At 45.5% G+C, this 24,228-nt stretch carries 25 protein-coding genes; 16 read left to right on the top strand and 9 right to left on the bottom strand.

Features of this window, described 5'->3' with window-relative positions:
• Positions 1 to 6: 6 nt before the first annotated feature.
• Positions 7 to 453, top strand: a complete 447-nt coding sequence (locus ACXAJH_RS14945) for a threonine/serine exporter family protein (RefSeq protein WP_474994418.1) — start codon at positions 7 to 9, stop codon at positions 451 to 453.
• 189 nt (positions 454 to 642) lie between these two features.
• Here ACXAJH_RS14945 and ACXAJH_RS14940 read toward each other — a convergent pair whose 3' ends face one another.
• Together ACXAJH_RS14940 and ACXAJH_RS14935 are read right to left on the bottom strand one after the other, a co-directional pair.
• Positions 643 to 1,119, bottom strand: a complete 477-nt coding sequence (locus tag ACXAJH_RS14940) for a DinB family protein (protein WP_474994416.1) — start codon at positions 1,117 to 1,119, stop codon at positions 643 to 645.
• 302 nt (positions 1,120 to 1,421) lie between these two features.
• Positions 1,422 to 2,357, bottom strand: a complete 936-nt coding sequence (locus ACXAJH_RS14935; RefSeq protein ID WP_474994414.1) for an ornithine cyclodeaminase family protein — start codon at positions 2,355 to 2,357, stop codon at positions 1,422 to 1,424.
• Between the two features lie 440 nt (positions 2,358 to 2,797).
• On the opposite strand from ACXAJH_RS14935, the gene ACXAJH_RS14930 reads away from it, so the two are divergent.
• From ACXAJH_RS14930 to ACXAJH_RS14875, 12 genes are all read left to right on the top strand, one after another.
• Positions 2,798 to 3,175 carry a hypothetical protein gene (locus ACXAJH_RS14930; RefSeq protein WP_474994413.1) on the top strand — a complete coding sequence of 126 codons (378 nt, stop codon included), beginning with the start codon at positions 2,798 to 2,800 and terminating at the stop codon, positions 3,173 to 3,175.
• Between the two features lie 58 nt (positions 3,176 to 3,233).
• A complete protein-coding gene (gene rpsN / locus ACXAJH_RS14925) occupies positions 3,234 to 3,503 on the top strand; it encodes a 30S ribosomal protein S14 (RefSeq protein WP_160839496.1) in 270 nt (89 codons plus the stop codon).
• Positions 3,504 to 3,614: 111 nt separating this feature from the next.
• The gene (locus ACXAJH_RS14920) at positions 3,615 to 4,793 is read left to right on the top strand and encodes a GTP-binding protein (protein ID WP_474994411.1); all 1,179 of its coding nucleotides are present in this window, start codon (positions 3,615 to 3,617) and stop codon (positions 4,791 to 4,793) included.
• 230 nt (positions 4,794 to 5,023) lie between these two features.
• Entirely contained in the window at positions 5,024 to 6,619 is a 1,596-nt protein-coding gene (locus ACXAJH_RS14915; RefSeq protein ID WP_474994410.1) for a metal ABC transporter solute-binding protein, Zn/Mn family, read from the top strand.
• A gap of 223 nt (positions 6,620 to 6,842) precedes the next feature.
• Positions 6,843 to 7,586: an SDR family NAD(P)-dependent oxidoreductase gene (locus ACXAJH_RS14910; protein WP_474994408.1), complete on the top strand. Its 744-nt coding sequence runs from the start codon at positions 6,843 to 6,845 to the stop codon at positions 7,584 to 7,586.
• 225 nt (positions 7,587 to 7,811) lie between these two features.
• Positions 7,812 to 8,885: a bifunctional transcriptional activator/DNA repair enzyme AdaA gene (locus ACXAJH_RS14905; protein ID WP_474994406.1), complete on the top strand. Its 1,074-nt coding sequence runs from the start codon at positions 7,812 to 7,814 to the stop codon at positions 8,883 to 8,885.
• Between the two features lie 19 nt (positions 8,886 to 8,904).
• Complete coding sequence (locus ACXAJH_RS14900; RefSeq protein ID WP_474967264.1) at positions 8,905 to 9,756, top strand: DegV family protein; 852 nt, start codon at positions 8,905 to 8,907, stop codon at positions 9,754 to 9,756.
• Positions 9,757 to 9,979: 223 nt separating this feature from the next.
• Complete coding sequence (locus tag ACXAJH_RS14895; RefSeq protein ID WP_474972144.1) at positions 9,980 to 10,291, top strand: lactose/cellobiose PTS transporter subunit IIB; 312 nt, start codon at positions 9,980 to 9,982, stop codon at positions 10,289 to 10,291.
• A gap of 23 nt (positions 10,292 to 10,314) precedes the next feature.
• Complete coding sequence (gene celB, locus ACXAJH_RS14890) at positions 10,315 to 11,604, top strand: PTS cellobiose transporter subunit IIC (protein WP_474994404.1); 1,290 nt, start codon at positions 10,315 to 10,317, stop codon at positions 11,602 to 11,604.
• A 46-nt stretch (positions 11,605 to 11,650) separates the two neighbouring features.
• Entirely contained in the window at positions 11,651 to 11,968 is a 318-nt protein-coding gene (locus ACXAJH_RS14885; protein ID WP_474967267.1) for a PTS sugar transporter subunit IIA, read from the top strand.
• Positions 11,969 to 11,982: 14 nt separating this feature from the next.
• Positions 11,983 to 13,368, top strand: coding sequence for a glycoside hydrolase family 1 protein (locus tag ACXAJH_RS14880; protein ID WP_474994403.1), 1,386 nt, complete (start codon positions 11,983 to 11,985; stop codon positions 13,366 to 13,368).
• 65 nt (positions 13,369 to 13,433) lie between these two features.
• Positions 13,434 to 15,347, top strand: a complete 1,914-nt coding sequence (locus tag ACXAJH_RS14875; protein ID WP_474994401.1) for a BglG family transcription antiterminator — start codon at positions 13,434 to 13,436, stop codon at positions 15,345 to 15,347.
• A gap of 57 nt (positions 15,348 to 15,404) precedes the next feature.
• Here the strand turns inward: ACXAJH_RS14875 and ACXAJH_RS14870 are convergent, their stop codons facing one another.
• From ACXAJH_RS14870 to ACXAJH_RS14845, 6 genes are read right to left on the bottom strand one after another with little or no spacing between them, the layout of a single operon-like run.
• A complete protein-coding gene (locus tag ACXAJH_RS14870) occupies positions 15,405 to 16,316 on the bottom strand; it encodes an NAD-dependent epimerase/dehydratase family protein (protein WP_474994399.1) in 912 nt (303 codons plus the stop codon).
• The gene (locus ACXAJH_RS14865) at positions 16,313 to 17,602 is read right to left on the bottom strand and encodes a glycosyltransferase family 4 protein (RefSeq protein WP_474994485.1); all 1,290 of its coding nucleotides are present in this window, start codon (positions 17,600 to 17,602) and stop codon (positions 16,313 to 16,315) included. The genes ACXAJH_RS14870 and ACXAJH_RS14865 overlap by 4 nt, the downstream gene beginning before the upstream one ends.
• 29 nt (positions 17,603 to 17,631) lie before the next feature.
• Positions 17,632 to 18,693 carry a phosphotransferase gene (locus ACXAJH_RS14860; protein WP_474994397.1) on the bottom strand — a complete coding sequence of 354 codons (1,062 nt, stop codon included), beginning with the start codon at positions 18,691 to 18,693 and terminating at the stop codon, positions 17,632 to 17,634.
• Positions 18,694 to 18,695: 2 nt separating this feature from the next.
• On the bottom strand, positions 18,696 to 19,874 hold the full coding sequence (locus ACXAJH_RS14855; protein WP_474994396.1) for a carboxylate--amine ligase: 1,179 nt from the start codon (positions 19,872 to 19,874) through the stop codon (positions 18,696 to 18,698).
• Positions 19,871 to 21,178 (bottom strand): glycosyltransferase family 4 protein, encoded by a 1,308-nt coding sequence (locus tag ACXAJH_RS14850; protein ID WP_474994394.1) that lies wholly within the window; start codon positions 21,176 to 21,178, stop codon positions 19,871 to 19,873. The genes ACXAJH_RS14855 and ACXAJH_RS14850 overlap by 4 nt, the downstream gene beginning before the upstream one ends.
• Positions 21,175 to 21,831, bottom strand: a complete 657-nt coding sequence (locus ACXAJH_RS14845; protein WP_474967274.1) for a PIG-L deacetylase family protein — start codon at positions 21,829 to 21,831, stop codon at positions 21,175 to 21,177. Before ACXAJH_RS14845 ends, ACXAJH_RS14850 begins: the two co-directional genes overlap by 4 nt.
• A gap of 231 nt (positions 21,832 to 22,062) precedes the next feature.
• Here ACXAJH_RS14845 and ACXAJH_RS14840 point away from each other — a divergent pair, with 231 nt between their 5' ends.
• Together ACXAJH_RS14840 and ACXAJH_RS14835 are read left to right on the top strand one after the other, a co-directional pair.
• Positions 22,063 to 22,572: a hypothetical protein gene (locus tag ACXAJH_RS14840; RefSeq protein ID WP_474967275.1), complete on the top strand. Its 510-nt coding sequence runs from the start codon at positions 22,063 to 22,065 to the stop codon at positions 22,570 to 22,572.
• Positions 22,573 to 22,732: 160 nt separating this feature from the next.
• Positions 22,733 to 22,948, top strand: a complete 216-nt coding sequence (locus tag ACXAJH_RS14835) for a hypothetical protein (protein WP_035532206.1) — start codon at positions 22,733 to 22,735, stop codon at positions 22,946 to 22,948.
• Between the two features lie 100 nt (positions 22,949 to 23,048).
• Here ACXAJH_RS14835 and ACXAJH_RS14830 read toward each other — a convergent pair whose 3' ends face one another.
• Positions 23,049 to 23,597: an RIO2 family protein gene (locus tag ACXAJH_RS14830; RefSeq protein WP_474994392.1), complete on the bottom strand. Its 549-nt coding sequence runs from the start codon at positions 23,595 to 23,597 to the stop codon at positions 23,049 to 23,051.
• A gap of 312 nt (positions 23,598 to 23,909) precedes the next feature.
• Between ACXAJH_RS14830 and rpsN (ACXAJH_RS14825) the strand changes: the two genes are divergently transcribed.
• On the top strand, positions 23,910 to 24,179 hold the full coding sequence (gene rpsN, locus ACXAJH_RS14825; RefSeq protein ID WP_474967277.1) for a 30S ribosomal protein S14: 270 nt from the start codon (positions 23,910 to 23,912) through the stop codon (positions 24,177 to 24,179).
• Positions 24,180 to 24,228 lie beyond the last annotated feature (49 nt).

The raw sequence follows: 24,228 nt of genomic DNA, 5'->3' as shown, positions 1-24,228 counted from the left end.
ATGACTATGTTGATTGAATACGCCATAGCAAGCTTTTTTGCATCAGCTGCCTTTGGGATCATCTATCAGGCGCCAAGAAATACAATCATCAAATGCGGTCTTGTCGGCATGATTGGTTGGGTCATTTACATATCCTTAGTATGGGGAGAAGTCGACAGTGTCCCAGCTACACTCATCGCCTCCTTTGTTATTGCCATGGTCAGCCAGATGCTGGCAAGGATAAACAAAACGCCTATGATTATATTTAGCGTACCAGGGATTATTCCTCTCGTACCAGGAAGTCTCGCTTATGACGCGATGCGGAACTTTGTACAAAATGACTACAGCGCCGCAATCTCTATTGCAGCGAAAGCTTTTATGATATCTGGTGCTATAGCATTTGGGCTCGTGTTCTCGGAAGTGCTTAACCAGATTATAAAAAAGATAAGACAAACAAAAGCGCAAATGAGGTAATGGGTGAGCCTCACTTGCGCTTTTGTTTTCCTTTAAAATCCACTGTATTAATCCTTGTTTTGGCATTCAGCTATAATAGTTTCCAGGCATGTATGACTGCCGAGCAGCGTAAAGGATATTCCATTACTTAAAAGGCGAGAAAACATGGGGACGCATCACTGTATGATCAAATAACATGTGAACAATGATTTACTTAATAGCCTCTAAAATCTCTTCAATCTGCTCAATGTGGCGTTGTTCATGCTCGGCTATGAGAGTGAAAATGCTGTTGGCAGAAATATCTCCAAATCGCGGATGGGACACGACATATCGTTCGATGTATTTGTTCTCATTTAAAAAAGCTTCGGTTGCGTTTCTTGAGTTCTGCAACAATTGGATGCAGTCTTCTGCATTTCTGTGGACAGTGGAAGGCTCCTGCTGTGCCTTCATTTTTACGGAACGATCCCGCAGGATGGAGAAATCTTTTTCCTCAGCATGCCCTATGTGTTTCTGCTTCATAGCGTTCTCCACCAGCTTTAGAAAATTCACCTCAGCCACTGCTAGATGCTCCACCACCTGTGCAACCGTCCAACCTCCCAGTTCCGTAGCAGTATTTAAATCGTAATCATTTAAATCCTTTAGCAAACTGATCAATTCTTCTCTCGTTTGAATGAATGACTGATCCATGATTGCTCCTCCCTTAGGTGCGTATGAAATCACGATTTCTATTTGGATTTTATCACATGAGATGGACGCGGATGTAAAAAGAAGCCCGGAACGGACTCCGAGGTTTTGGAGCTGATCATTTTAGATCTATAAAGAACATGGGGAAGGGAAATCTACATCAGTACCCGCTGGTGCACACATGAAGACTTGTGCGCAGAGGGTAAAAGAAAGAGGATTTACTGCAAAGACACTTATCCCCAGTCCAGCAAAGCTTCAGCCAAATGGGGGGGACAGGCATCGACAAAAACAATGCCGTATATCTCTTACTTATACAGCTTTTCATAAATCGATTGAACCACAACTAAATCAAAGATGGCAGCCCCTACAGATTTGTACACGATCGTCTTTTCGTCTAAATCCTGCGGCGGATCATTTTCGGTGATGATTTTTTCGAGGTCCCAGGAGTTCTCTAAGTCCGAACGTAAATGCCCGGCCTGGATCATGTCCCCGGATTCATGAAGGGCGGATCTGGCATCTACAAATACTTCATCAGCGATTCTTAGTACTTGATCAGAGATTTCCTGCATGGAAGGGCGGAAGGAGCCGACGCCTACAATGAGTTTGCCTTTCCAATCTGAATCGTTTAATTCAGGAAGTACAGGTGTGGTGGAGGTCGTAGTTGTTACGATAATGTCTGACTGTCTGGCTAATTCTTCGACAGAGGAAACGGTAAACGTGACTTGCGGGAAGCGTGTCTCTGCTTTTGCTTTAAACTGATGGGCTTTCTCTTCGGTGCGGTTATAAATATGTACATGTTTGATATCTCTGGCAGCAAGGGCTGATTCCAGGTGACTCCATCCTTGTGTGCCGGTTCCGATAATGCCTAACGTTTCCGCGTTTGCTTTAGCCAGGTATTTGATTCCGAGTCCTCCCAGAGCGCCTGTACGCAGGGCCGTAATGGCAATGGCATCACACAAGAAAAGGGGTTCCATCGTCTTGCGGTCATTCAGAACCATCAAGCCGTGGATTGTGTCTTTTCCAGCATTTTTGTTTTCAGGAGCAACGCCTGCAAGTTTCGTGGAGTAATAATCTCCATAGAAGGCCGGCATCAGCAAAGCCGTATTCTCCCCATCCTCTATATGCATTCGGTCCGGTGATATGAATCCGCTCTCTTTTTTGGTGTAAAAAGATTCGATGCTGTCCATCGTTTCCTTCATAGAAAAATTACTCGTAATCTCTTCTTTTGATATGACTTTCATGACTATCCCTCCTTGAAGGTGTACTACAGATACTATCAAATTTTTCTGAAAAAGTGAAAGTGCCGCTGAATCTGGTGTATGACTATAAAATGGCATTAGAGAGCATGGAATTTTGAGGCGGGAAGGGGAGACCACTTATGATTATGGAACAATGTCTGCGGATATTAATTGGGCATAAAATATAGAAGAAAGCAGGAGAGATTCCGCTATATGAATCAACAAAGACTTTTTAATGTACAAGAAAGTTGTTGCCAAGGATTTGAAATTATGATTTAATAACAGTATTCTTCGTTAAATCGTAACGATTACTATTAATCATCCGTAGTTAGACTTGCTGCAGATTTTCTATGAGGAGAATAAATGGAGTGTGTCACGAAATGAAAACGGCAATCGTAACCCAGCTTCTCTAAGTGGCCAAGGTTACATACAGAGGTGAAATCATGAGTGAATATCTACAGAAAATCCTAACGGAGAACATTCTCAGCACTCTGCCTGAACAACAGAAAGATCTATATCATTATGTGATAAAGATGGAAGATGATATTGCAGAGGAAGTTGATTCTGAAGAACAATTTATGAATCATCTCAGGAGTGTTTCGCCGCATAAGCGCGCAGCGAAACATTTCAATATGACTTTGTTTGAACTTCTGAACGTCATGAAGCAGGTAGAAGAAGAGATCAGCCGCCAGCTTATACCGATGATGGACGCGGTTAAGTGGAAAGATTGCACGGAATTTGTTCTTTCCAGGTCACAGTTGAAAGAAAATCAAAAGGTGTTTTTTGTATCCATTCCCCGTGTTGATCGTTTGCAGAAGTGAATTTTTTTACTTTAAATTAAATCGTAATCATTACACATGAAAGGAAGGTTTATTTTAAATGGCTAAGAAATCAAAAGTAGCAAAAGAAAAAAAGAGACAGGAAATGGTAGCGAAATACGCTGATCTTCGAAGAGAACTAAAAGCGAAAGGAGACTACGAAGCACTAAGGAAGCTTCCGCGTGATTCTTCTCCCACTCGTTTGACCGGCAGGTGTGAAGTGACCGGGAGACCGCGCGGCTATATGAGGAAGTTCAAAATGTCCCGTATTGCTTTTAGGGAATATGCTCATAAAGGACAGGTTCCAGGTGTGAAAAAATCAAGCTGGTAAGCGAAAAGGGTGCGGGTATGAATAACTGAGTAAATCATCATTGGTGCTCGAATTCAAGGGTGCTGGAGGAGCGGCGTAATGCACCGTGCCATCCGCTAAGGAGGAGAAAACATGCCAAAGAAGATACCAGTAACCGTGTTGAGTGGTTATTTAGGGTCCGGAAAAACGACGTTATTAAATCATTTGTTGCACAATAGAGAAGACCTCAAAATCGCGGTCATTGTAAATGATATGAGTGAAGTCAACATAGATGCAGATATGATCAAGCAGGGTGGATTCAGCCGGACAGAAGAAAAGTTGGTTGAATTACAGAATGGCTGCATCTGCTGTACGCTGAGGGACGATTTAATTAAGGAGGTAGAAAAGCTTTCCAACCTGGACATTGATTATATCGTTATTGAGTCCACTGGAATATCAGAACCCATTCCCGTTGCTCAAAGCTTTACGTATGAGGATGAAGAACTGGGGATCAACCTTGGTAACCACTGCCGGTTAGACACCATGGTAACCGTCGTGGATGCCAATCGTTTCTGGGATGATTATGGATCAGGAGAAAACTTACTGGACCGTAATCAAGGGGCTGATGAAAACGATACTAGAGAAGTGATCGACCTATTGATCGACCAAATTGAATTTGCGAATGTTATTCTGTTGAATAAAATCGATTTAGTAAAAGAAGTCAATAGAGAGGAATTAAAGGCTGTTATCAAACAATTAAATCCTCATGCCAAAATTGTGGATACGATTTACAGCCAAGTGCCTCTCCATGAAGTTCTGAATACAGGTTTATTTGATTTTGAACAAGCCAGTCAGGGAGCAGGGTGGATGAAAGAGCTAAATGAAGAACATGTCCCGGAAAGTGAAGAATACGGGATTGGCTCTTTTGTTTATCGGAGGAAGAAGCCGTTTCACCCCGAACGCTGGATGAATTGGCTGGAGAACTGGCCGGAAGGAATCGTTCGATCCAAAGGATTCTTCTGGCTGGCTTCGAGAAATGACACGTCTGGGTTGTTATCCCAGGCTGGACCTTCTCTCGTTATCCAAGGAGTCGGAGACTGGATAGCGGTGTATCCAGAACAAGAACAGGAAGAAATCCTGAAAGAAGAACCAGAGTTAGCCGAACGATGGGATGATGAATATGGAGATCGCATGACGGAATTGGTATTTATCGGTATGAAAATGGATAAGGAACAAATCATCAAGGGACTTGATCACTGCCTGCTGACAGATGAAGAAATGAGATTGGAATGGCACGATCTCCATGACCCACTACCATCCTTTACCGACTGAGATAACTAAAGGAATCACAACCTCATAGAGGCTGCGATGCCCTACACCAAGCGTTGCTTCAAGTCTTAATCATGAGCGGCGAAGATCAGCATGTATTTTAAATTTATGGTTAAGGTATTCAATGATTTTAGGCTGGGCTGAAATTCGCGGAATCTATCGTAATGATTACTATTTACAATTCGTAATCATTACGATAGGATAATTGAGGTACATAAGAAGGAGGAGAAATAATGAAAAAAATATTTGGCGCAGTTGGTTTATTTGCATTTATTTTATTACTTACCGCATGTGGAGAAGAAGAATCAAGCAGTAGTGGAGAGGGTGAACAATCCGATCCTTCTGAAGAATTGAGTATCTATACGACGGTGTATCCCCTTCAGTATTTTGCCGAGCAGATTGCAGGGGGGCAGGCGGATGTACAATCGATTCTGCCTCCGGGTTCAGATCCTCACACATATGAACCAACATCAAAAGAAATGATCGAAATGGCAGAAGCGGATGCTTTTATTTACAACGGTGCCGGGTTAGAACCTTATGCCGAAAAAATCTCAGATTCTATTAAATCTGAAGACGTGAAAATTCTGGAAGCATCCACGGGGATTGAATTAAAAGAGCATGCTCATAACCATGAGGAAGAGGAAAGCTCTCATGAGGATGAACACGCTGGACATAATCACGGGGACCAGGACCCGCACGTCTGGCTTGACCCCGTCCTTTCTATTCAAGTAGCTGAGAATATCAAAGATACACTGGTTGAACTGAATCCTGGGCAGGAAGACACTTATAATGAAAACTTCGAGGAACTAAAAAGTAACCTTGAAGGGCTGGATCAGGAGTTCCACGATCAATTGGAAGCTGCACCAAAGAATAAATTCATCGTTTCTCATGCCGCTTATGGATACTGGGAACAATCCTACGGCGTCGAGCAGGTTTCTGTTTCCGGTTTAAGCCCGACCAATGAACCTTCTCAAAAAGATTTGGAAGCCATAGTTGAAACGGCTGAACAGCATAACATCAATCATGTATTCTTTGAGCAGAATGTTACACCTAAAGTTGCGGATGTCGTTAGAAAAGAAATCGGGGCAGAATCTCTGCGTCTTCATAATTTGTCTGTGTTGACGGAAGAAGATATCAACAATGAAGAAGATTATTTCACCCTCATGAAGCGGAATTTAGAAGTATTGACAGAAGGGTTATCCGGAGAACCGTCTGATTCAGAGGAATCTTCTGAATCAGACGAGCACAGCGGCCACGATCATAATCACAGCCATGCGGAAGACGAAGAAGCCCAGCAGATTTATGATGGGTACTTTGAAGATGAGCAGGTGAAGGATCGTGAGCTGACAGACTGGGAAGGAGACTGGCAGTCTGTATATCCATACCTTCAGGACGGAACACTTGATGAAGTGTTTGCTCATAAGGCTGATAATGACGGAGATATGACAGCAGAAGAATATAAAGAGTACTATAAGATCGGTTACGAAACCGATGTGGAACGCATTATTTTTGAGGGAAATGACGTAACGTTCTTCGAAAATGGAGAAAAGTCGTCGGGAACCTATACCTATGATGGTTATGAAATCCTTACCTATGAAGCGGGCAATAGAGGGGTCCGTTATATTTATGAGTTAACAGAAGAGGATGGGGATCTTCCTCAATACATCCAGTTCAGTGATCACAGTATTACTCCGACTGACGCGGATCACTACCACCTTTACTGGGGAGATGACCGTGAAGCACTATTGGACGAAGTGACAAACTGGCCGACGTATTATCCATCAGACATGGATGGTCAGGAGATCGCTCATGAAATGACGGCGCATTAATCATTAGTTTTACGGTAAGTCTTTGTACGAGGAAAAGCTGGAGGCCATAATAATGGTCTCCAGCTTTTTTGATTGGTGTTCCTCTTGAGTGTGGGGATATGATTCATGTTTGAAAATAATGAATTAGACAAGAACGACGTCTGTCCGTATAATCATGTTTTACGTATAAGATTGAAGCTGAAGTTAAAGCTTCAATCATAAAAGAACACATGGAGGTATATGCATGGCTGACTTAACGGACCAAGTCATTATGATCACGGGAGCCAATCGCGGACAGGGAAAAGCGATGGCGGAGCACCTTGCCTCTCTTGGGGCAAAGGTGATGGTAGGCGCAAGGAAATGGGAAGATGCTCAAGCAACAGCAAACGAAATCGATGAGGCCTATCCCGTAAAACTGGACGTTACGAAAGATTCGGATTGGGACGGGGCTGTAGAAGAAATTGTAGAGAAGTTCGGAGCCATTGACGTTCTCATCAATAACGCAGGTGTCTTGATCCGCAAACCATTTGAAGAGATTACGATGGATGAATACCAGCAAATGATTGATGTGAATCAGCTCGGGGTCTTTCGAGGGATGAAGGCTGTTGCGCCTCAAATGGAAAAACAGAGAAAAGGATCCATCATCAACAATTTATCCATCTCCTCGTTTTCTCCGATTGCCAAGTCATCGGCGTATGCCGCGACGAAAGCATCGGTGGTCGCGATGTCTAAAGCGGCAGCGATTGAGCTCGGTAAGAAGGGAATCCGGGTGAATATGATCCATCCCGGCGGTATTGAGACGGAAATGGCTACCCAGGGGCAGGGTGTTCCCTCGTTTTATGATTCGGTCCCCCTTGGGCGTATCGGCCAGCCGGTTGAAATTGCCCGTGTGGCTGCCTTTCTAGCCTCTGATGAAAGCTCCTATTGTACTGGAACGGAAATTGTGGTGGATGGCGGTATGACGCTTGGAGTGAATGAAGAAGAGTAGACGTGGATATCGGTCCTCCTTACTAAAAGCCTTTCAGGAGTTACCGTCCTCTTGAGAGGCTTTTTTTATGGGATAGACAGGACGAGACTGTTCTGGAGCCGAATATAAAAAGACAGGAGCCTTTGAAGAACAAATCGATGCCTGATTTTCGGCTGCGGATGGTGGAATTCCCTCTATAATAAAGAAAAGCATCCTGGTTTTGATCAATTGTAAAGAGGTGTTCTTATGATAAGTGATGATAAGAGAAAAGAATTCTACCAAGCCTTACTCGAAAGAAATGCAGCCTATGAAGGGCTTTTCTTTGCAGGGGTCACAAGCACGGGAGTATTCTGCCGTCCCACCTGTCCGGCAAGGAAGCCGAAGTATGAGAATTGTGAATTCTTCCTTACCCCGCAGGAAGCGCTTCTTGCATCGTTTCGTCCCTGCAGAAGATGTACCCCGCTTTCCCACCCTGACCAAGTCTCTGCGCTTGTGCAGAAACTGGTCCAGGCGGTGGAGGAAAACCCGGAGAAGAAATGGAGAGAAAAGGACTTCCGCGAGCTCTCCGTCGATGAGTCCACCGCCCGCCGTCAGTTTAAAAAACGTTTCGGCATGACCTTTGTGCAGTATGCACGGGCCCGGAGAATGGGCCTTGCGATGAAGGAAATCCGGTCAGGGAGATCAGTCATTGATGCGCAGTTGAACAGCGGTTACGAATCCAGCAGCGGGTTTAGGGACGCTTTTTCCCGAATCATGGGGGAGTCCCCGGCCTCTGCTCAGGAAAACCAACTGTTGAAAGCATCGTGGCTGGACACCAGGATGGGACCGATGATTGCTGTTGCGGATGAAACGCATCTGTACTTATTGGAGTTTGTGGATCGGCGAGGATTGGAAAAAGAAGTGGAAGTGCTCAGGAGAAAAAAGAAGGCTGTTATCATCCCAGGGAAAACGCCGCCTATGCAAACCATTGAGGAAGAACTGCATCTGTATTTTGATGGAGAATTAACCGAATTCACAACACCTGTGGCATTCACAGGCACTCCTTTTCAAACGAGGGTATGGGACGAACTAAGGGAAATTCCTGCAGGGGAAACCCGCACATATACAGAAATTGCCCGTGCCATCGGGAAGCCTGCGGCTGTCCGTGCCGTTGCTGGAGCGAACGGGGCTAATCAGCTCGCCCTTATTGTCCCGTGCCACCGCGTCATTCTCAGTGATGGGACGGTCGGCGGATATGGGGGAGGAAACGCGAGAAAGAAATGGCTTTTAGAATTGGAAAGTGGAGGGAATGTGTGGAGGGAAGATAGTAAGAATCTCTAATCATTCAGGAGGCAGTAGTATGGGACAAATCGTCTTATCGACAGAAAGCGGGGCCGATATCCCCTCTGATTTAGCGGACAAGCACAAGATCCAAGTGGTTCCTATGCACATTATTATGGACGGCAGGGATTATTTAGATGGCTCTCTGCCTGTTCAGGAGATTTATGATTATTACACCCGCACGAAACAAATTCCCACGACGACCTCCACCAATGTTTATGAATATGAGCAATTCTTTACAAAGATAAGAGAGCAGTACCCTGGCTGTACGATCATTCATATTGGTTACACATCAAAAGCGTCATCTTCTTTTCAACATGCCGTCATCGCTTCTGAAGAATTCGAGGATCTCTATCTCATTGATGCTCTAAATGTGACTGGCGGATTAGCCGCAATCGTCCTGTATGCCGCAGAGTTATTAGGCCGGAATCCTGACGTGAATGCACAGCAGTTATTGCAGGAAATCGAGGAAGTGGTTCCGAAAACAAGGCTGTCCTTCATTCCCGGCAGCCTTGAATTTTTGAAAGCTGGAGGCCGGGTAAGCAATACCGCTTCTCTTGTAGGCACGTTGTTGAAAATAAAGCCCTGCATAGAGTTGAAAGATGGAAACCTCATGTCCACTAAAAAGTACAGAGGAAGGGTGATGGGAGCGGCTGAAAAGCTCCTGAGAGATTACCTGAGTGTATTCGACTTGGATACTCGTCAGCTTTATATGATCTATTCCATCGGACTTGATGAAAAGGTGAAGCAACGGATGGAGGAAATCGCTGAAGAGTATGGGTTCCACCATACTACATGGATACAGGCGGGGGCCATGATTTCAACACATTCAGGTCCCGGAGGATTTGGCGTGGCTGGATTGGAGAAGTAGGTTTAACGATGATGATCGATACCCGGGCTCATTGAAGGAAACCTATAGATAGGAAGAGGGAAGCTGGCCACAGCTTCCTTTTTTATTGGTATCAATGGTACGTAAGACACGTATGCCATTAATTATTTCCTACCTATAGAGGAAAAAGCATGCGTGTAAATGAAAGCGCTTTTAAAATACAATGGAATTAAGGTAAAACAAACGAATCAAGGGGGACGCACAAATGAAGAACATTTTATTAGCCTGCTCATCAGGCATGTCTACAAGCTTATTGGTTTCAAAAATGGAGAAGGTCGCTGAAGAAAAAGGATTGGACGTGAACATATGGGCGGTCGGTCAGGATAAGGCTTTAACAGAAATGGAGCAGGCCGATATCCTGCTTATCGGTCCGCAGATGCGCTTCATGAAAAAGAAATTTTCCAAAGCTGCTGAAGCAGTGGGCATCCCTGTTGAGGTGATCGATCCAGTCGCCTACGGAAGAGTCGATGGTAAAGCTGTTTTAGAAAACGCGCTTGGTACGATCGAGAACCATTAATATCCATTCAGGGGGCATCCAGCATGAATAAATTTATGGAGTTTTTAGAGGGGTTTTTGCTGCCGATCGCAGATAAGCTGAATAACAACCGCTATTTAACTGCGTTAAGAGACGGCTTCATGGTAGCTCTGCCTTTAATCATTTTCGGTTCGATCTTTGTAGTTATAGCTAACTTTCCATTCCTTGACAAAATGATCAGTGAAGAGGCGTTTGGAGCGTATCAAAATGCACTGGGACCTGCTTCGGCCTCCACCCTGAGTATCATGGGGATGTTCGTCATTGTCGGAATCGGTTATAAATTGACCGAGCATTATGAGTTGGAGTCCATTTATGGGGGCGTCGTAGCCTTGGCCTCCTTTCTCATTTTGACCCCCCAGATTCTGGAGGGCGTCACCGGCGTTATTCCGACCTCCAGTCTAGGTGCAGAAGGAATGTTCCTGGGAATATTCACTGCCTTTATCTCCGCAGAGCTTTACCGCTTCTTCGTTCAGAAGAATTGGATGATTAAGATGCCTTCGGGTGTTCCTGGTGCGGTTTCCAAGTCCTTCAGCGCACTGATTCCAATAACGTTGACATTGTCCGTGTTTTTGCTCGTACGTATTTTATTCAGCTTCACACCATTCGATACGGTTCAGAACTTTATCTATACGTTGATCCAGGAACCATTGACAGCGTTGGGAAGTGGACTGCCGGCTACAATCGTAGCGGTTATTATGATTCAGGTCTTCTGGTTCTTCGGGCTGCATGGTCAGATTATCGTCAACTCTGTATTCGACCCGATCTGGTATGCCTTGAATGAACAGAACCTTGATGCCTTCCAGGCTGGAAATGAACTTCCGAACGTTGTTACAAAGCAATTCATCGATACATTTCTTGTCGGTATGGGTGGAACGGGGATGACGTTTGCGGTTATTATTTTAATCTTTGTTATAGGTAAAAGCCGACAGTTGAAAGAACTGGGTAAATTAGGGGCACCAGCGGGATTGTTTAATGTGAACGAACCGATTATTTTCGGTTTACCAATTGTCATGAATCCATTGATCCTTATCCCATGGTTAGTAGCTCCTGTTGTTATAACACTGGTTACATTTTTTGCAATGTCGACAGGACTGGTGCCAAAACCTGCAGGAATCATTGTGCCATGGACGACACCGCCGCTTCTCAGTGGTTTTCTGGCAACAGGGAATGCGTGGCAGGGCGCAGCGCTTCAAGCATTCAATCTGTTTATCGTCTTCATCATCTGGTGGCCGTTTCTGAAAATATTAGATAAAAAATACTATGAAGATGAAGGTAAGGGAGACATGGTTGAATAAAGGATCAGGGGTAACTTCAGAATGATATAAGGTGGATTGATGAGAAATGAATGAAGAAATGAATCCGGCAACAGAAACAGCCTTCCAGATCATCCTGCACGCAGGGAACGGAAAATCCAGTGCGATGGAAGCGATCCAAGCCGCTAAGGAAGGAAAGTTCGATGAATCCGACCGGCTGATCGAGGAAGCCAATGATGAACTGGCAAAGGCTCACGGCTTTCAGACAAAGCTGCTTCAAGAAGAAGCGGGCGGAGGGGAAACAAAAATCAATGTGTTTTTAATCCATGGGCAGGATCACTTAATGACTTCCATGACGGTTAGAGATCTTGCTGTGGAAATTATTGAAATTTACCGTTTGAAATAAAGGAGGAGATCATGATGAGTGTAGAGTATTCATTTCCAGAAGGGTTTTGGTGGGGGAGTGCCACCTCTGCCACACAAATCGAAGGTGCAGCAAAGGAAGGCGGGAAAGGGGAAAATATATGGGATCATTGGTATAAAACTGAGCCCCATCGTTTTTTTCAGGATGTAGGACCGCAGACAACTTCAGATTTTTATCACCGCTACAAAGAAGATATCGGGTTAATGAAAGAAATCGGCCATAATACGTTCCGGCTGTCGATTTCCTGGTCACGACTGATTCCTGAAGGGCGCGGGTCGGTCAATGAGGAAGCAGCTGCTTTTTATAATGATGTCATTGATGAATTGATCGAAAACGATATCGAACCTTTCGTGAACTTATTCCACTTTGATATGCCGATGAAACTGCAGGAGGAAGGGGGCTGGGAGAGTCGTCGGGTTGTCGAAGCATTCAGGGCATATGCAGAAGAAGCCTTCCGTTTGTTCGGAGACCGGGTTTCCAAGTGGTTTACGTTCAATGAGCCGATTGTACCTGTAGAAGGTGGATACTTGTATGACTTCCATTATCCAAACGTCGTGGACGCGAAGCGGGCAGCCCAGGTCGCCTACCACACAGCTTTGGCCAGTGCAAAAGCTGTAGAAGCTTTTAAAAGGAATGAGCACCAGGGGGAAATCGGGATCATCCTGAACCTCACTCCTTCTTATCCGCGTAGCGGAAACCCTGCTGACCTGCGTGCTTCCAGGATCGCTGACTTATTCTTTAACCGCAGTTTTCTGGATCCCGCTGTCCTTGGAGAATACCCTCAGGAATTGATCGAACTTTTATCCGAGCATGGCTGTCTCCCAGATTCGCAGCCGGAAGATCAAGCCCTGTTGAAAGCCAATACGGTCGATATTTTAGGAGTGAACTATTATCAGCCTCGTCGTGTGAAAGCTAAGGAAAATCTACCAAACCCTTATGCTCCTTTTCTTCCGGAATGGTATTTCGACCATTACGAGATGCCGGGCAGAAGGATGAACATCTATCGCGGGTGGGAGATTTATGAAAAAGGAATCTATGATATTATGATGAATTTGAAGGATCACTATGGAAACATCCCATCATTTATTTCGGAGAATGGCATGGGGGTACAAAACGAAGAGAGATTCCTGCAAGGCGGGGAAATCCAGGATGATTACCGTATTGAATTTGTATCGGAGCATTTGAAGTGGCTCCATAAAGCTGTTCAGGAAGGGTGCAATGCCAAAGGGTATCATATGTGGACGACGATGGATAACTGGTCCTGGTCCAATGCCTATAAAAACCGTTATGGATTTATTTCCATCGATGTGGAAACGAAGGAACGAAGCTTGAAAAAGAGTGCGCACTGGTTTAAAAATGTGGCGGATAATAATGGGTTTTAACTCTTCTGCGCGGTGAAGCGTAGTTCAATCGGTTACCACAGTATGGATCAGTAAGGAGAAGCGATATGCTGAACTCTCGATTGGAAAATATATTGCGTAAATTAATGGCGGTGGATTATCCGCTTTCCAGTTCTTACTTAGCCAGTGTTAATCACGTAACTCCACGTACCACAAGGGAAGATATTAAAGCTCTGAATGGGTGGTTACAAGAGAACGGGGCGGAGATTCATACCATTATGGGAAAGGGATATCAGTTGGAGATCCATGATGTTTCCCGTTTCCATGAGTTTTTAAAGAGGACGGATGATCCTGGTGAAACGGCTGGGAATCGACTGCCGGAATCTCCGGAAGGCCGGGCCGCTTATCTTTTGAAAGAGCTGTTATTAAGTGAAGGGTATGTCAAATTAGATGATCTTGCCGAGGAAATGTTCATCAGCAAGTCTACGATTCAAAATGATTTGAAGGAAGTCAAAAAGCAGTTATTCAATTATGATCTTTCATTAGAATCCCGCCCGAATTATGGGCTGAAAATCAAGGGGGAAGAAATGAAGGTCCGGTTCTGCCTGAGTGAATATTTATTTAACCAGCAGAATACAGGTATTCCGGACAAGCTGGATTCTTTTTCTAAAGAAGATAAAGAGAAGGTATTCGCTATTCTCATCCGAAAAATCAATGAGCATGACATGACGCTATCCGACATCGCGGTGAACAATCTGCTGATTCATATCCTGATCGCTTACAAACGTGTCCAAAGTGGCAACTACGTAGAGATGTATCAGGATGACCTGATGGAAATTGAAGAACAGGAACAGTATCAGGTAGCCGCAGAAATTTTAAAAGAGGTGGAGGATGCTCTTCATGTCGAGTTTCCGAATATAGAGATCGCTTATATAGGGCTGCACCTTCTTGGAACGAAATTATTGACCACATCCAGTGAGGTTGTAGAACAGGTTATGGATCAGCAGGTCATCGATCTGGTTAAAGCTATTTTGGAAAAGATCGATGGGGAATTCAATTTAGGAATCCGAGGAGATCAGGAATTAATCGTGGCTCTCCGCCTCCATTTGAAACCGGCCATCAACCGCTTCAAGTATGAAATGAACATCCGCAACCCGATGCTGGAGGATATCAAAAAAAATTACCCGTTAGCCTTTGAGACGGGAGTGACAGCCGGCGTGGTCATTGAAGAGCATACAGGGGTCAGTATTGATGAAAACGAAGTAGGCTACCTGGCCCTCCATTTCGGGGCAGCTATAGAAAGAAGGAAGTTGGAAACAGGACCAAAGAAATGTCTGATCGTCTGTGCTTCTGGAATGGGGACAGCGAAACTGATTTATTATAAATTGAAATCACATTTCGGCAGTCATCTGGATATTACCGGAACGACGGAATACTATAAACTGGACGAATATAACTTAGCAGACATTGATTTTGTGGTGAGTTCCATTCCGATTCAAAGGTTGGAGATTCCTGTGATCGAGGTGAATACCATTGTAAGTGAATCCGACCTGCTCAGGATTGAAGAAACCGTGGTGGGAGGAAAAAAGGCATTCGTCGATTATATACGTGAAGATCTCGTCTACTTACAGAAAGAATGTCAGTCAAAACAGGAAGTCCTTGAATTTATGAGCGGCGAACTAATGAATAAGGGTTTGGTAGACGATACTTTCCTCAAGGCCGTTCTTGAAAGAGAAGCAGTCGCACCAACCTCTTTTGGAAACTTAACCGCGATTCCTCATCCTATTACCCCTCAATCATCGGAAACGTTCTTAAGTTTTTGTACGCTGAAGAATCCTGTTTTATGGGAGGGAAAGCCTGTCCAATTGATCTGTTTTCTCTGTGTGAAAAAGGACAGCCAGGAGGATCTGCAGGTATTATATGAAAAACTCGGGCAGATGATTGATCGTCCATCCACTGTACAACCATTTATTAAAGCCGGGACGATGGCGGAGTTTTTCCATGCCTTTAAAACGATGTAGACAGGAATATGGAAACCCCGGGAGCCCCCTCTGCGTCAGGGAGGCTTCCGGGGTTTTCTATATTCCTTTATAATAATCGACCGTCTTCTCCAGCCCCTCATTCAAATCATGCGCTGGAGTCCATGTGAGTTCGCTCCGTGCCTTTGCATTGGAAAGCCGGCTGTGCCGGATGTCACCATCCCGTTTTTCATAATGAACAGGCTCCGTTGATATCCCACACTTCTCGGAAAGCCGGGAGTATAGATCCTTGATCGACGTTTGTGTATCGCTGCCGATGTTAAGGGTTTGGTTATCTGCCTTCGTCATGGCAAGCAGGTTGGCCCGCGCGACATCATCGACGTAGACAAAGTCGCGGGTCTGGCTGCCATCCCCGAAAATGACCGGGGGTTGGTTCTTTAACAGCTGCTCAACAAAAATGCTGATTACACCACCTTCCCCGTCGGAGCGCTGCCCGGGACCATAGACATTCGCATAGCGGAAGATGGTGTAGGGAAGGCCGTGAAGTGTTTGGAACAATCGGATATACGTTTCGGCTGCTGATTTTGAGGCCCCATAAAAGGACAGGGGGCTGGTTGGGTTTTCCTCGTGGAGGGTGTCACAGCTCTCCCCATAAACGGCGCTGGTGGAGGAGAAGATGAATTTTTTCACGCCATAACGGCTGCTGTATTCCAACAGTTTTACGGTGCCTGAAATGTTAACGGCAGCGTCTTCCGCTGGTTTTTTAAGGGATTCCGTCACATTCACTTGAGCAGCGAGGTGCATCACGATATCGGGCCTCTCCCTTTCGAATATATCCTTCACTTTTTTTGATGAAAGGTGTCTTTTGAAAACCTTCACTCCACATGGAAGGTTTTCTTTCCGTCCGTTGGAGAAATCGTCTAAAACAATGGGAATGTGACCTTCTGACAATAGCAGGTGGACAATTCGGGAGCCGATGAATCCGGCTCCGCCGGTCACTAATACTTTCACTGAAAACCCTCCTTTCTATATAAATGATTCTGGTAAACGGCTTCGATTTTTTTAGTCATGATATCGCTGGTAAGGTGCCTGCGTGCGTAAGACTCGGCGGCCGCGGCAAACCGCCTGCGCTCTTCTTTGCTGGTTATAAAACGCCTGAGCGCCCGGACCAGTTCTTCTACATTCCCCGGTTCGCAGAGAATGCCGGTTTTTTCAGGATGGACCATTTCCGGTATGCCCCCACATGTAGTGGAGATGACCGCCTGCTTCGAATGCATAGCTTCGATGATGGATAAAGGGAAGTTGTCATTGATCGTAGGCAGAACATAGATGTCTGACTGCGAGAGAATGGACGGGATATCGTCTCGTCTGCCCCAGAAGGTGACGTTATCCAGCTCCCATTCTTCCGCTTGTTTCATCAGGATTTCTTTCATGACACCATCTCCGACAATCCATACGTCCATATGATTCCTATACTCCCGCAGACGTGCCAGCGCTTCTAAAAGGTACCCATGACCTTTCCGTGGGGACAGTCGGGAAACGCAGGTTATGGTGAGTTTTTCGCGGGGGCGGTTCGGGAGTGGTTGAAAATCGATGCCGGTATGAACGGTCACCAGCTTTTCTTCCTCTGCTCCAAAATTCATCAGGTTGGGGCGGAAGGAATCAGCGATCATGATAATTTTCGTACTGGCTGCTATCCCGCTTTTTTCAATACACGTAAAATAGGCTTCTTCAAGGGACCCTTTATGGATTTTGTTGAATGTCAGGCGGCTTTTCGTAAAAAAACCGTGCGGGGTGAAAAATAGTGGTTTTTGGTACGTTTGATTCAGATCGCCAAGAAGGAAAAGGGCAAACAGATCCTGGGCGTGGATAACGTCATACTTCTCAAGGTTCTGGGTTTTGAGAAACGCTGAAAACACATGAAGAAAGCTGAGGTTCTTTATGATTTTTTCGTTTGTTGATCCGTAACGGTCCATCATGAACGCCCGGGCGGCGGCTGCGGCTTCCGGAATCCACTCCTCCAGCTGCACGGAAGACATGTGCCCGGGGGCCAGTACATCAACGTGATGACCTGCAGCCTCCATGCCGTTTTTCAAGGAGGTGATGTAATGGGACAGCCCGCCGGTATTGGGATATCGAAAAAACGTTACATATAAGATGGTCAAAGACTTCGGCGGCCGGTATTCCATTGACTGCTGGTGGAAGGAATGGGGGGAGTTGGGAGCGGCGTCTTTCTTCTTTAAAAAATACTGATCCATCACAGCAGTAAGAGCGGGATGAATGCGGAAGGATGGCATTTCACTCACGTTTCCTCGTCCTTTCTTATCTATTTGTAAATTCCCAGCTCTTTCCCCCATGCAGCTATTTTCTCCAGATGGTAGGGCAGGAGTTCCCCTCCACGGTTTTCAAGGATGCGCCTCAGCTGGGTGTGCAGTCCTTTTTCAAGGGTCCGCTGGAGATAGGCCATTTTATAAAGCTTCATGGGCGGTGTTTGGAACTCAATGCCATGCTTTTTCATTTCCTTTGTATAAACATCCACGACTCGAGTGCGGATGTTGTCAGCGTCGTTCTGCCAGTCTTTGCGGAAGGCGATCAAAATCTCGACCATGACAATCATATCGAACCAGGACGGGGCGAATTTCGCTGATTCCCAGTCAATGAATTGAATGGGCCAGGCGGTAGGTTTCTGGACATCCTTTGAACAGATATTCTGCATGTGAAGGTCACCGTGGGTGATGGAGAACCCGCTTTCCAGAAGTTCAGGGAAAAAATCAGGGCCCTGCTTATACATGTTTTTCAATGATTTGTAATGAGGTTTGATGACATCCTTCCACTGCTTTTCCTTTTTGGCCTTCGTCAGCATGGTTAGTGTATTGGACATGAATTTTTCCCGGTCTTTTTTCGTTTCGGGAGAGTCGTACATGGGAAACCAAGGCTGCAGAGCCGCGGACTCCCTTCTGAACTTTTCCTCATACGTGTGGGCGTGCAGCTTGGCAAGGGCAGGGATGATGAGATCGAAATGGTCGGGGGTGAACGTCAATTGTCCCCGGATCTGCCGGACAAACTCCATAAACACCCACGTATCTGACCCGTGTCTCTCGACCAGATAGATGTTGGGGAGGAATTCTTTCAGGAAAGGATAGGCCCTGCTGTAGATATTGATCTCAATTTCATTTTTATATTTAGTCGAGTGATAGATTTTGAAAATGATCGGAAAGGTTTGGTTGTGTGTTTGAAGGTCGAGCTGATAAATGCTGCTTCGCTTCGTGGACTTTAGGTTTTGTACCGAATTCTCTATGAGCGACACTTTTTTTCCAAGAGAGGCAGTGAGCTTCTCTTCAATACGGTTTTTATGAAACATCGACGTCAGTTCGGCGCCGGAATACATGGTTACTCACTCCTTCGGTTCTTTTTCCAGGCATTCTTCAAATGGGACAAGGTGCTGCGTATAAAAGGCATCGGGTCATCGAGGGCAAGGAGAGCAAAAACCTTCTTCCCCCTGAACCCCTCTAGGAAATCTCGAACATTCATTTCGCCGTGCTTTCTTTTTTCAAGGAAGGTCAGGAAATAGCGGACAAGATAGATCCACTGAACGCCGTCTGTCTGCTGTAAGGATGGTGCGGGGTGATGCCCTGTCAGGTGCAGGTAGTAAAAATAGGCAAAATCAACGCCCGAAGCGCCGGTTAAGCTGTGGGTGAGCCAAAAACGAGGGTTGATTTCAATGAGCTTGTATCGGCCGTCGCGTGGGTCTTTTTTGTATTCGATCATTCCGATCCCTTTAAGGTTCAACGCTTCCAACAGCGGCAGACCTTCCTCCACGAGTTCGGGAATTCTCCTGCTCACAATATGGGCGCCTGTTCCAAACTGGGCGGGGAACTGGTGATTTTTCTGCAGGGTGAAAAGGGCGAGTAACCGCATGTTCTCATCAAAAAAGGTGGCGATTTTATAGAAGGATTGGTTATCGCCGGGGATGATTTCCTGTATGATCAGCTCTCCGAAGGCCCGGTATGCCGGGTAGACCTCCTTCAGCATGTCAGCATCCTCTATGTGAATCGCCTTTTTGTTGACGTGTTTCCGGAATTCATGACCGAATACGGGCTTTAAAATACACGGGAACTCCAACTGTGCAATGGCTTCATCCAGGTGCTGTTCATCTTCTATAAAAAAAGTTTTCGCTGTCGGTACGTGATGCTGGACGGCCAATTCATAGGTTCTCTTTTTATCGAGCAGATCCATGATGGTTGAATGATCGGGATATAAGAACAGATAGTAGGAGGACAGTTCACGGCGGTACTTGGAAATGAACACCACATAATCATCCGACCCGGCATAGAGAACGGGTTTATGATCGAGAGAATCGGAGGTTTGGATTAAAAAAGAAAGCAGTTCTTCCTCCTGGGTCAAGGGACTTGGGCAGACAGCGCAGTGGGCGAGCCGTGATTTTCCTTTGGCATAGGGCCCTTCTGTATCGAAGGCGTACACATCAATTCCTTTTCGGGCAAGAGTGTGGATGATTCCGACGCCGTTAGCACTTAAATCAAGCACGACAGCTGGGTGTGTGAACATCATTCTCCCTCCGAATCGAGAAGGTTATAGTAGAGTTGTTCTACGCGGCCGACCATTGCTTCCCGTGTCAGGTGCTTCTTGGCATAGTCATACGCCTTGCCGCTAAGCTTTCTTCGTAAGGCTTCGTCTCCAAGCAGTCGTTGGAGCTCGGTGGTTAACTGGCCGACATGTCCCGGTTCCACCACGAGACCGGTTTGATTGTGGTGGACAATTTCCGTGATGCCGCCACAGTCGGTAGTCAAGACAGCTGCCCCGCTGTGCATCGCTTCTATAATGGAAATCGGAAGGTTGTCGTTGACGGTGGGAAGGACGAAAATATCGGTTTTACTCAAAATGGCAGGAATGTCCCCGCGCTTACCTAGAAACTTCACGTTGGAGAGCTTCAACGATTGGACCTCCGCTTCAAGCGTTTCCCGCATTTCCCCGTCCCCGACAATCCACACCTCTGCCTGCTGGCCGATCCGCTTGATCATCGACAGTGCCTTGAAAAGATGCGTATGTCCTTTGCGGGGCCCCAGCCTTGCGATACAGGCGATGACAACTTTCTCATTCCTGTCCCTCCGCTTCAAGTCTTTGAATTCAATGCCGGTATGAATTGTAGTCAGTTTGTTCGGTTTGGCTCCGAGAGCACTCAACGGTTCACGGAAGGAATCACTCAAAATGACCATGTGGGTGGCGTAGTCGATGGCTTTTTCTTCGATTTTTTTGTAATACACTTCTTCGACGGATCCTGCCTCAATGCGGTTGAATTTGACCCTGCTGAAGGTGAACATGCCGTGGGGCGTAAAAAGAAGCGGCTTTCCTATGCCTTCATTCAATCTTCCCAGGATGTTGGCTGTAAATAAATCCTGGGCGTGAAGGATATCGTATTTCTCCACTTTGACGGATGATATCATCTGTTCATAGATATAAAGGAGACGTGAGTTTTGGATGATTTTACTTGTACTGCTGCCATAACGCCGTTCAAAGAAAGTCTTTAATTCAGGGACGATCGCTTCCCGGAGCTTTTGTACCTTTTTAGGTGAAAATTGGCTGGGTGAGATAACATCGACTTTATGTCCCATAGATTCGAGGCCTTCTTTTAATGTGGTGATGTAGTTGGAAAGTCCGCCGGTATGTGGATAATCCCAAAAGGTCGTCAGAAGTATGGATAATTTTTTCTGTCCGGGTTTGTGTTTTGTTTTCTTCTTCCGCCGTGGTTTTTTACTTTTTCCTTCGAGGAAAGCGTGGAGCGGCTTCGATTTGATTCCATAATAATCATCGAGAGCGGCGATCAGGTGGGGGTATGGAAAATAGGATTCCTTCATATCCATATCCTCCTGATTACTTCAAAGGCTTCCGCGTATGGAACACCGATAGTCATCCCGCGGACACTCGCCAGATGTTTGACTCCTTCATAGGAACGCGGATGGGGAAAGGCGCGCATTTCAACTTCGTAATGTTTCAAGGAAGCGATTTTTTCTTCAATCTTTGTAGATATATTCACATAATAGTTGGGCTTGAACTGCTTATCACTGCCCGGGGCATTCCACTCGCTTGAAGATACGGTTTCGAAGGTGATCAGCTCGATCGGCTGTTTACCAGGAAGGGGACGGACGGCTGTGAGTACAGCCTGGAACGTAATCTGATGATCGATATTCACATCCCCGTAGTGGTGGGTGAATACGATCGATGGCTGGTAAATCTCAATCAGTCTTTCAATTTCCTTTGTTAATAGATGGAGAGGCATCATTTCTAATTCCAAGTTCGGGTGTTCTAAAAATACCATTTCCTGAATTCCGATCTCTTGGTTTGCCTTGCGGGCAAGATATTGAATGTGATGAGCCTCTTCTTTTCTTCCGTTTGCTGTAATGATCGATACGACTCTACTTCCCTGGTCCACGAATCTTTTCAGCGTTCCTGCTGTGCCAAGGAGTTCATCGTCCGGATGGGCAGCGATGACCAATACAGTATCTTTCATTTTCATCACCTCATTCTAATCTCTATTACGTTACTATATGTGTTCCGAATGATAGTCGAAACAGACACGAGCACAGGGCGCCTGACTGTTTGTTCCCCTATTGGAATGCAGCCTCAGAATAAAAAAATAGAGAGAGGAGCCGGGGGCTGCCCTGAAAATAGGCTCTACAACCTTTTTCCGGCATCATATATTGATTAGGAACGAAAGCTCTAATGTAAAGAAGGTGAGCCGATGAGAAAAAATCACAGTCCATCGAACGCTGGGAAGGTCCCTGTAGATAAGGGGCGGGAAGATCATGCTCCCAGAAAGCCGCACAACAATGTCCCAGCCATGGATGATGTTTTAACGTCCATGTTTAAACTGGGGGACGATCTAGAAGTCTTCTTCCGGGATCAAGTGCTCGGAGAGGGAGGTACCTATATAACAGCGTTCCACAATGTTCTCGTCTGGGTGGATCGTAAGGGACATATCAATGTAACCAATGTAAGCGGTCCGGTCAGTGTAAGAAAAATCAAAAGGGACAGAAAAAAACGGGAGAAATCCAAAAAGCAGGCTGATCCATGTTCCATGCGGAAGGACAGGGGAAACCACTCCTGTGATAAAAAGGAGACCGAACACGCCGGGAGGAAGAGGCACGACACTTCTTCGGTGGATAAAGAGCTTCTGAACTTCGTCAAAATCGAGCAGAGTCAATCAGAAGGCGGCCTATCCTCTGATACGTACGAGAACGAATACACGTAAACGTGGTCATCTATCTATCAACGTATATCCTGTCCGGCAGCCGAAACGGAAAATCTATCAAGGGCTAATAGGAAAACATTCTCAAATTGAGCGATATGCCTGTACGCATTCCTTGACTCAGCATAGAAATAGAGTAAACAGTGAAAAGGAGGGAAATGATATGTATAAAGATAAAGAAAAAGATAAAGGCCAAAGCATGGCTGGGTTCTTGAACAAGATTTTGTCCATGGGTGATAAAATTGAAGTTCTATCCGGCGATGAAGAGCTGGATGAAGGTTCCTACGTATATGCGGACGATCACTTCTTAGTATGGGCTGATGATAACGGCCACATCAACACAACGAACCTTGATAATGTTACGGTTCGTAAAATCTAATTGAACGGAAAAAAAGACTGGGATAAATCCAGTCTTTTTTTTATGGGGAATCTAGTAGAAAGCACTCGATGCTATAAAAAGATCTCGAGTGCTTTCTTACTTATTTGGCTTTCTTCCAGGCTTGATAGACATCCGGACTCAGCGTTTTTACATGTTTCATGAATTCTCCGGAGAGACCAAACTTCTTCATACCCTTCATCAGCTTCGTTGGATAAGGGGCGTTCGATGTAAAGGCACGTTTGTGGTCGATCACTTTAAAATCGCCGGAGCCATCCATCAGCATGTGGCGGACTTCTGTATCCCAGCGGGTAAACCCCAACCGCTTGAACTCTGCCAAAACGAACAGGATTTTTTCCGTCATTTCATCATCGATGTATCCATGACGTTTCATATGCCGGGCAAGAGAGATGCCCTGAACGAACTCCATGACAATATAATGCTCTCCATATTCATAAAGGCGGGGCATAATGGTCGAGGTCTGTCCGATTTTCATCGCTTCCAGTTCCCGCTGCCACGTTTCCTCTTTAAAGAAGTATTTGACGACTTTGTCGTCGGCGACCATGTAAATCTCCCCATCTTTTCCATCACCGATCATCTCATAGGGGGCCAGGTCCTTTTTAGTGATTTTCCCATTAAATAGATTCTCCATAGGATCATTCCTTATTATTATAGACTTTGATGCTTCTATTAGTTTATGGAGGTTGTTTTCGTCTCGTAACCGGACCAAGTGCTGAAATTTGGGATGATATAGAAGAGAACTGGCGGGGGGTTCATGACATTTGCCAAATGGCTGATCTTATGATTTAATAGGATTACACAATTTAAAACGTAATCGTTACGTTTTGGTTTTGGGCATCCTTTTTAAAGGAGAGATTTCCAAAAAAATTTACTTTAAATTAAATAGTAATGATTACACTTTTGGAAAGGCGAGCATTTCTATAAAAGATTGGAGATATAAACTATGGCGAAAGCATCAAAGATAGCAAAAGAGAAAAAGAGACAGGCGATGGTAGCGAAATACGCAGACTTGAGGAAAGAGTTGAAAGAGAAGGGCGATTATGAAGCCCTTCGAAAGCTGCCGCGTGATTCTTCCCCGACACGTTTGAAAGGCCGCTGCGAAATAACCGGCCGGCCCCGGGGGTATATGAGAAAGTTCCATATGTCCCGTATTGCTTTCAGAGACTACGCCCACAAAGGCCAGATCCCTGGTGTGAAAAAAGCCAGCTGGTAATGGAAGATGCATGGTTTTCTCCCGTTTTATTGAAGCGGAAGAAACCATG

This window comes from Halobacillus sp. ABD4_316, from assembly GCF_056161385.1.
The sequence above is the reverse complement of the archived record's forward strand: the minus strand, read 5'-3'. Positions and strand labels throughout refer to the sequence as shown.

Bases quoted from the DNA above. Each gene is read 5' to 3' on its own strand.
- ACXAJH_RS14880 (WP_474994403.1), top strand. From the start codon at position 11,983: ATGAGTGTAGAGTATTCATTTCCAGAAGGGTTTTGGTGGGGGAGTGCC.
- ACXAJH_RS14830 (WP_474994392.1), bottom strand. From the start codon at position 23,597: ATGGAGAATCTATTTAATGGGAAAATCACTAAAAAGGACCTGGCCCCC.
- ACXAJH_RS14895 (WP_474972144.1), top strand. From the start codon at position 9,980: ATGAAGAACATTTTATTAGCCTGCTCATCAGGCATGTCTACAAGCTTA.
- ACXAJH_RS14905 (WP_474994406.1), top strand. From the start codon at position 7,812: ATGATAAGTGATGATAAGAGAAAAGAATTCTACCAAGCCTTACTCGAA.
- ACXAJH_RS14845 (WP_474967274.1), bottom strand. From the start codon at position 21,831: ATGAAAGATACTGTATTGGTCATCGCTGCCCATCCGGACGATGAACTC.
- ACXAJH_RS14835 (WP_035532206.1), top strand. From the start codon at position 22,733: ATGTATAAAGATAAAGAAAAAGATAAAGGCCAAAGCATGGCTGGGTTC.
- ACXAJH_RS14910 (WP_474994408.1), top strand. From the start codon at position 6,843: ATGGCTGACTTAACGGACCAAGTCATTATGATCACGGGAGCCAATCGC.
- ACXAJH_RS14855 (WP_474994396.1), bottom strand. From the start codon at position 19,874: ATGATGTTCACACACCCAGCTGTCGTGCTTGATTTAAGTGCTAACGGC.
- ACXAJH_RS14840 (WP_474967275.1), top strand. From the start codon at position 22,063: ATGAGAAAAAATCACAGTCCATCGAACGCTGGGAAGGTCCCTGTAGAT.
- ACXAJH_RS14850 (WP_474994394.1), bottom strand. From the start codon at position 21,178: ATGAAGGAATCCTATTTTCCATACCCCCACCTGATCGCCGCTCTCGAT.
- ACXAJH_RS14900 (WP_474967264.1), top strand. From the start codon at position 8,905: ATGGGACAAATCGTCTTATCGACAGAAAGCGGGGCCGATATCCCCTCT.
- ACXAJH_RS14865 (WP_474994485.1), bottom strand. From the start codon at position 17,602: ATGCCATCCTTCCGCATTCATCCCGCTCTTACTGCTGTGATGGATCAG.
- ACXAJH_RS14875 (WP_474994401.1), top strand. From the start codon at position 13,434: ATGCTGAACTCTCGATTGGAAAATATATTGCGTAAATTAATGGCGGTG.
- ACXAJH_RS14915 (WP_474994410.1), top strand. From the start codon at position 5,024: ATGAAAAAAATATTTGGCGCAGTTGGTTTATTTGCATTTATTTTATTA.
- ACXAJH_RS14930 (WP_474994413.1), top strand. From the start codon at position 2,798: ATGAGTGAATATCTACAGAAAATCCTAACGGAGAACATTCTCAGCACT.
- rpsN (WP_474967277.1), top strand. From the start codon at position 23,910: ATGGCGAAAGCATCAAAGATAGCAAAAGAGAAAAAGAGACAGGCGATG.
- ACXAJH_RS14935 (WP_474994414.1), bottom strand. From the start codon at position 2,357: ATGAAAGTCATATCAAAAGAAGAGATTACGAGTAATTTTTCTATGAAG.
- ACXAJH_RS14885 (WP_474967267.1), top strand. From the start codon at position 11,651: ATGAATGAAGAAATGAATCCGGCAACAGAAACAGCCTTCCAGATCATC.
- ACXAJH_RS14940 (WP_474994416.1), bottom strand. From the start codon at position 1,119: ATGGATCAGTCATTCATTCAAACGAGAGAAGAATTGATCAGTTTGCTA.
- rpsN (WP_160839496.1), top strand. From the start codon at position 3,234: ATGGCTAAGAAATCAAAAGTAGCAAAAGAAAAAAAGAGACAGGAAATG.
- ACXAJH_RS14920 (WP_474994411.1), top strand. From the start codon at position 3,615: ATGCCAAAGAAGATACCAGTAACCGTGTTGAGTGGTTATTTAGGGTCC.
- celB (WP_474994404.1), top strand. From the start codon at position 10,315: ATGAATAAATTTATGGAGTTTTTAGAGGGGTTTTTGCTGCCGATCGCA.
- ACXAJH_RS14945 (WP_474994418.1), top strand. From the start codon at position 7: ATGTTGATTGAATACGCCATAGCAAGCTTTTTTGCATCAGCTGCCTTT.
- ACXAJH_RS14860 (WP_474994397.1), bottom strand. From the start codon at position 18,693: ATGTATTCCGGCGCCGAACTGACGTCGATGTTTCATAAAAACCGTATT.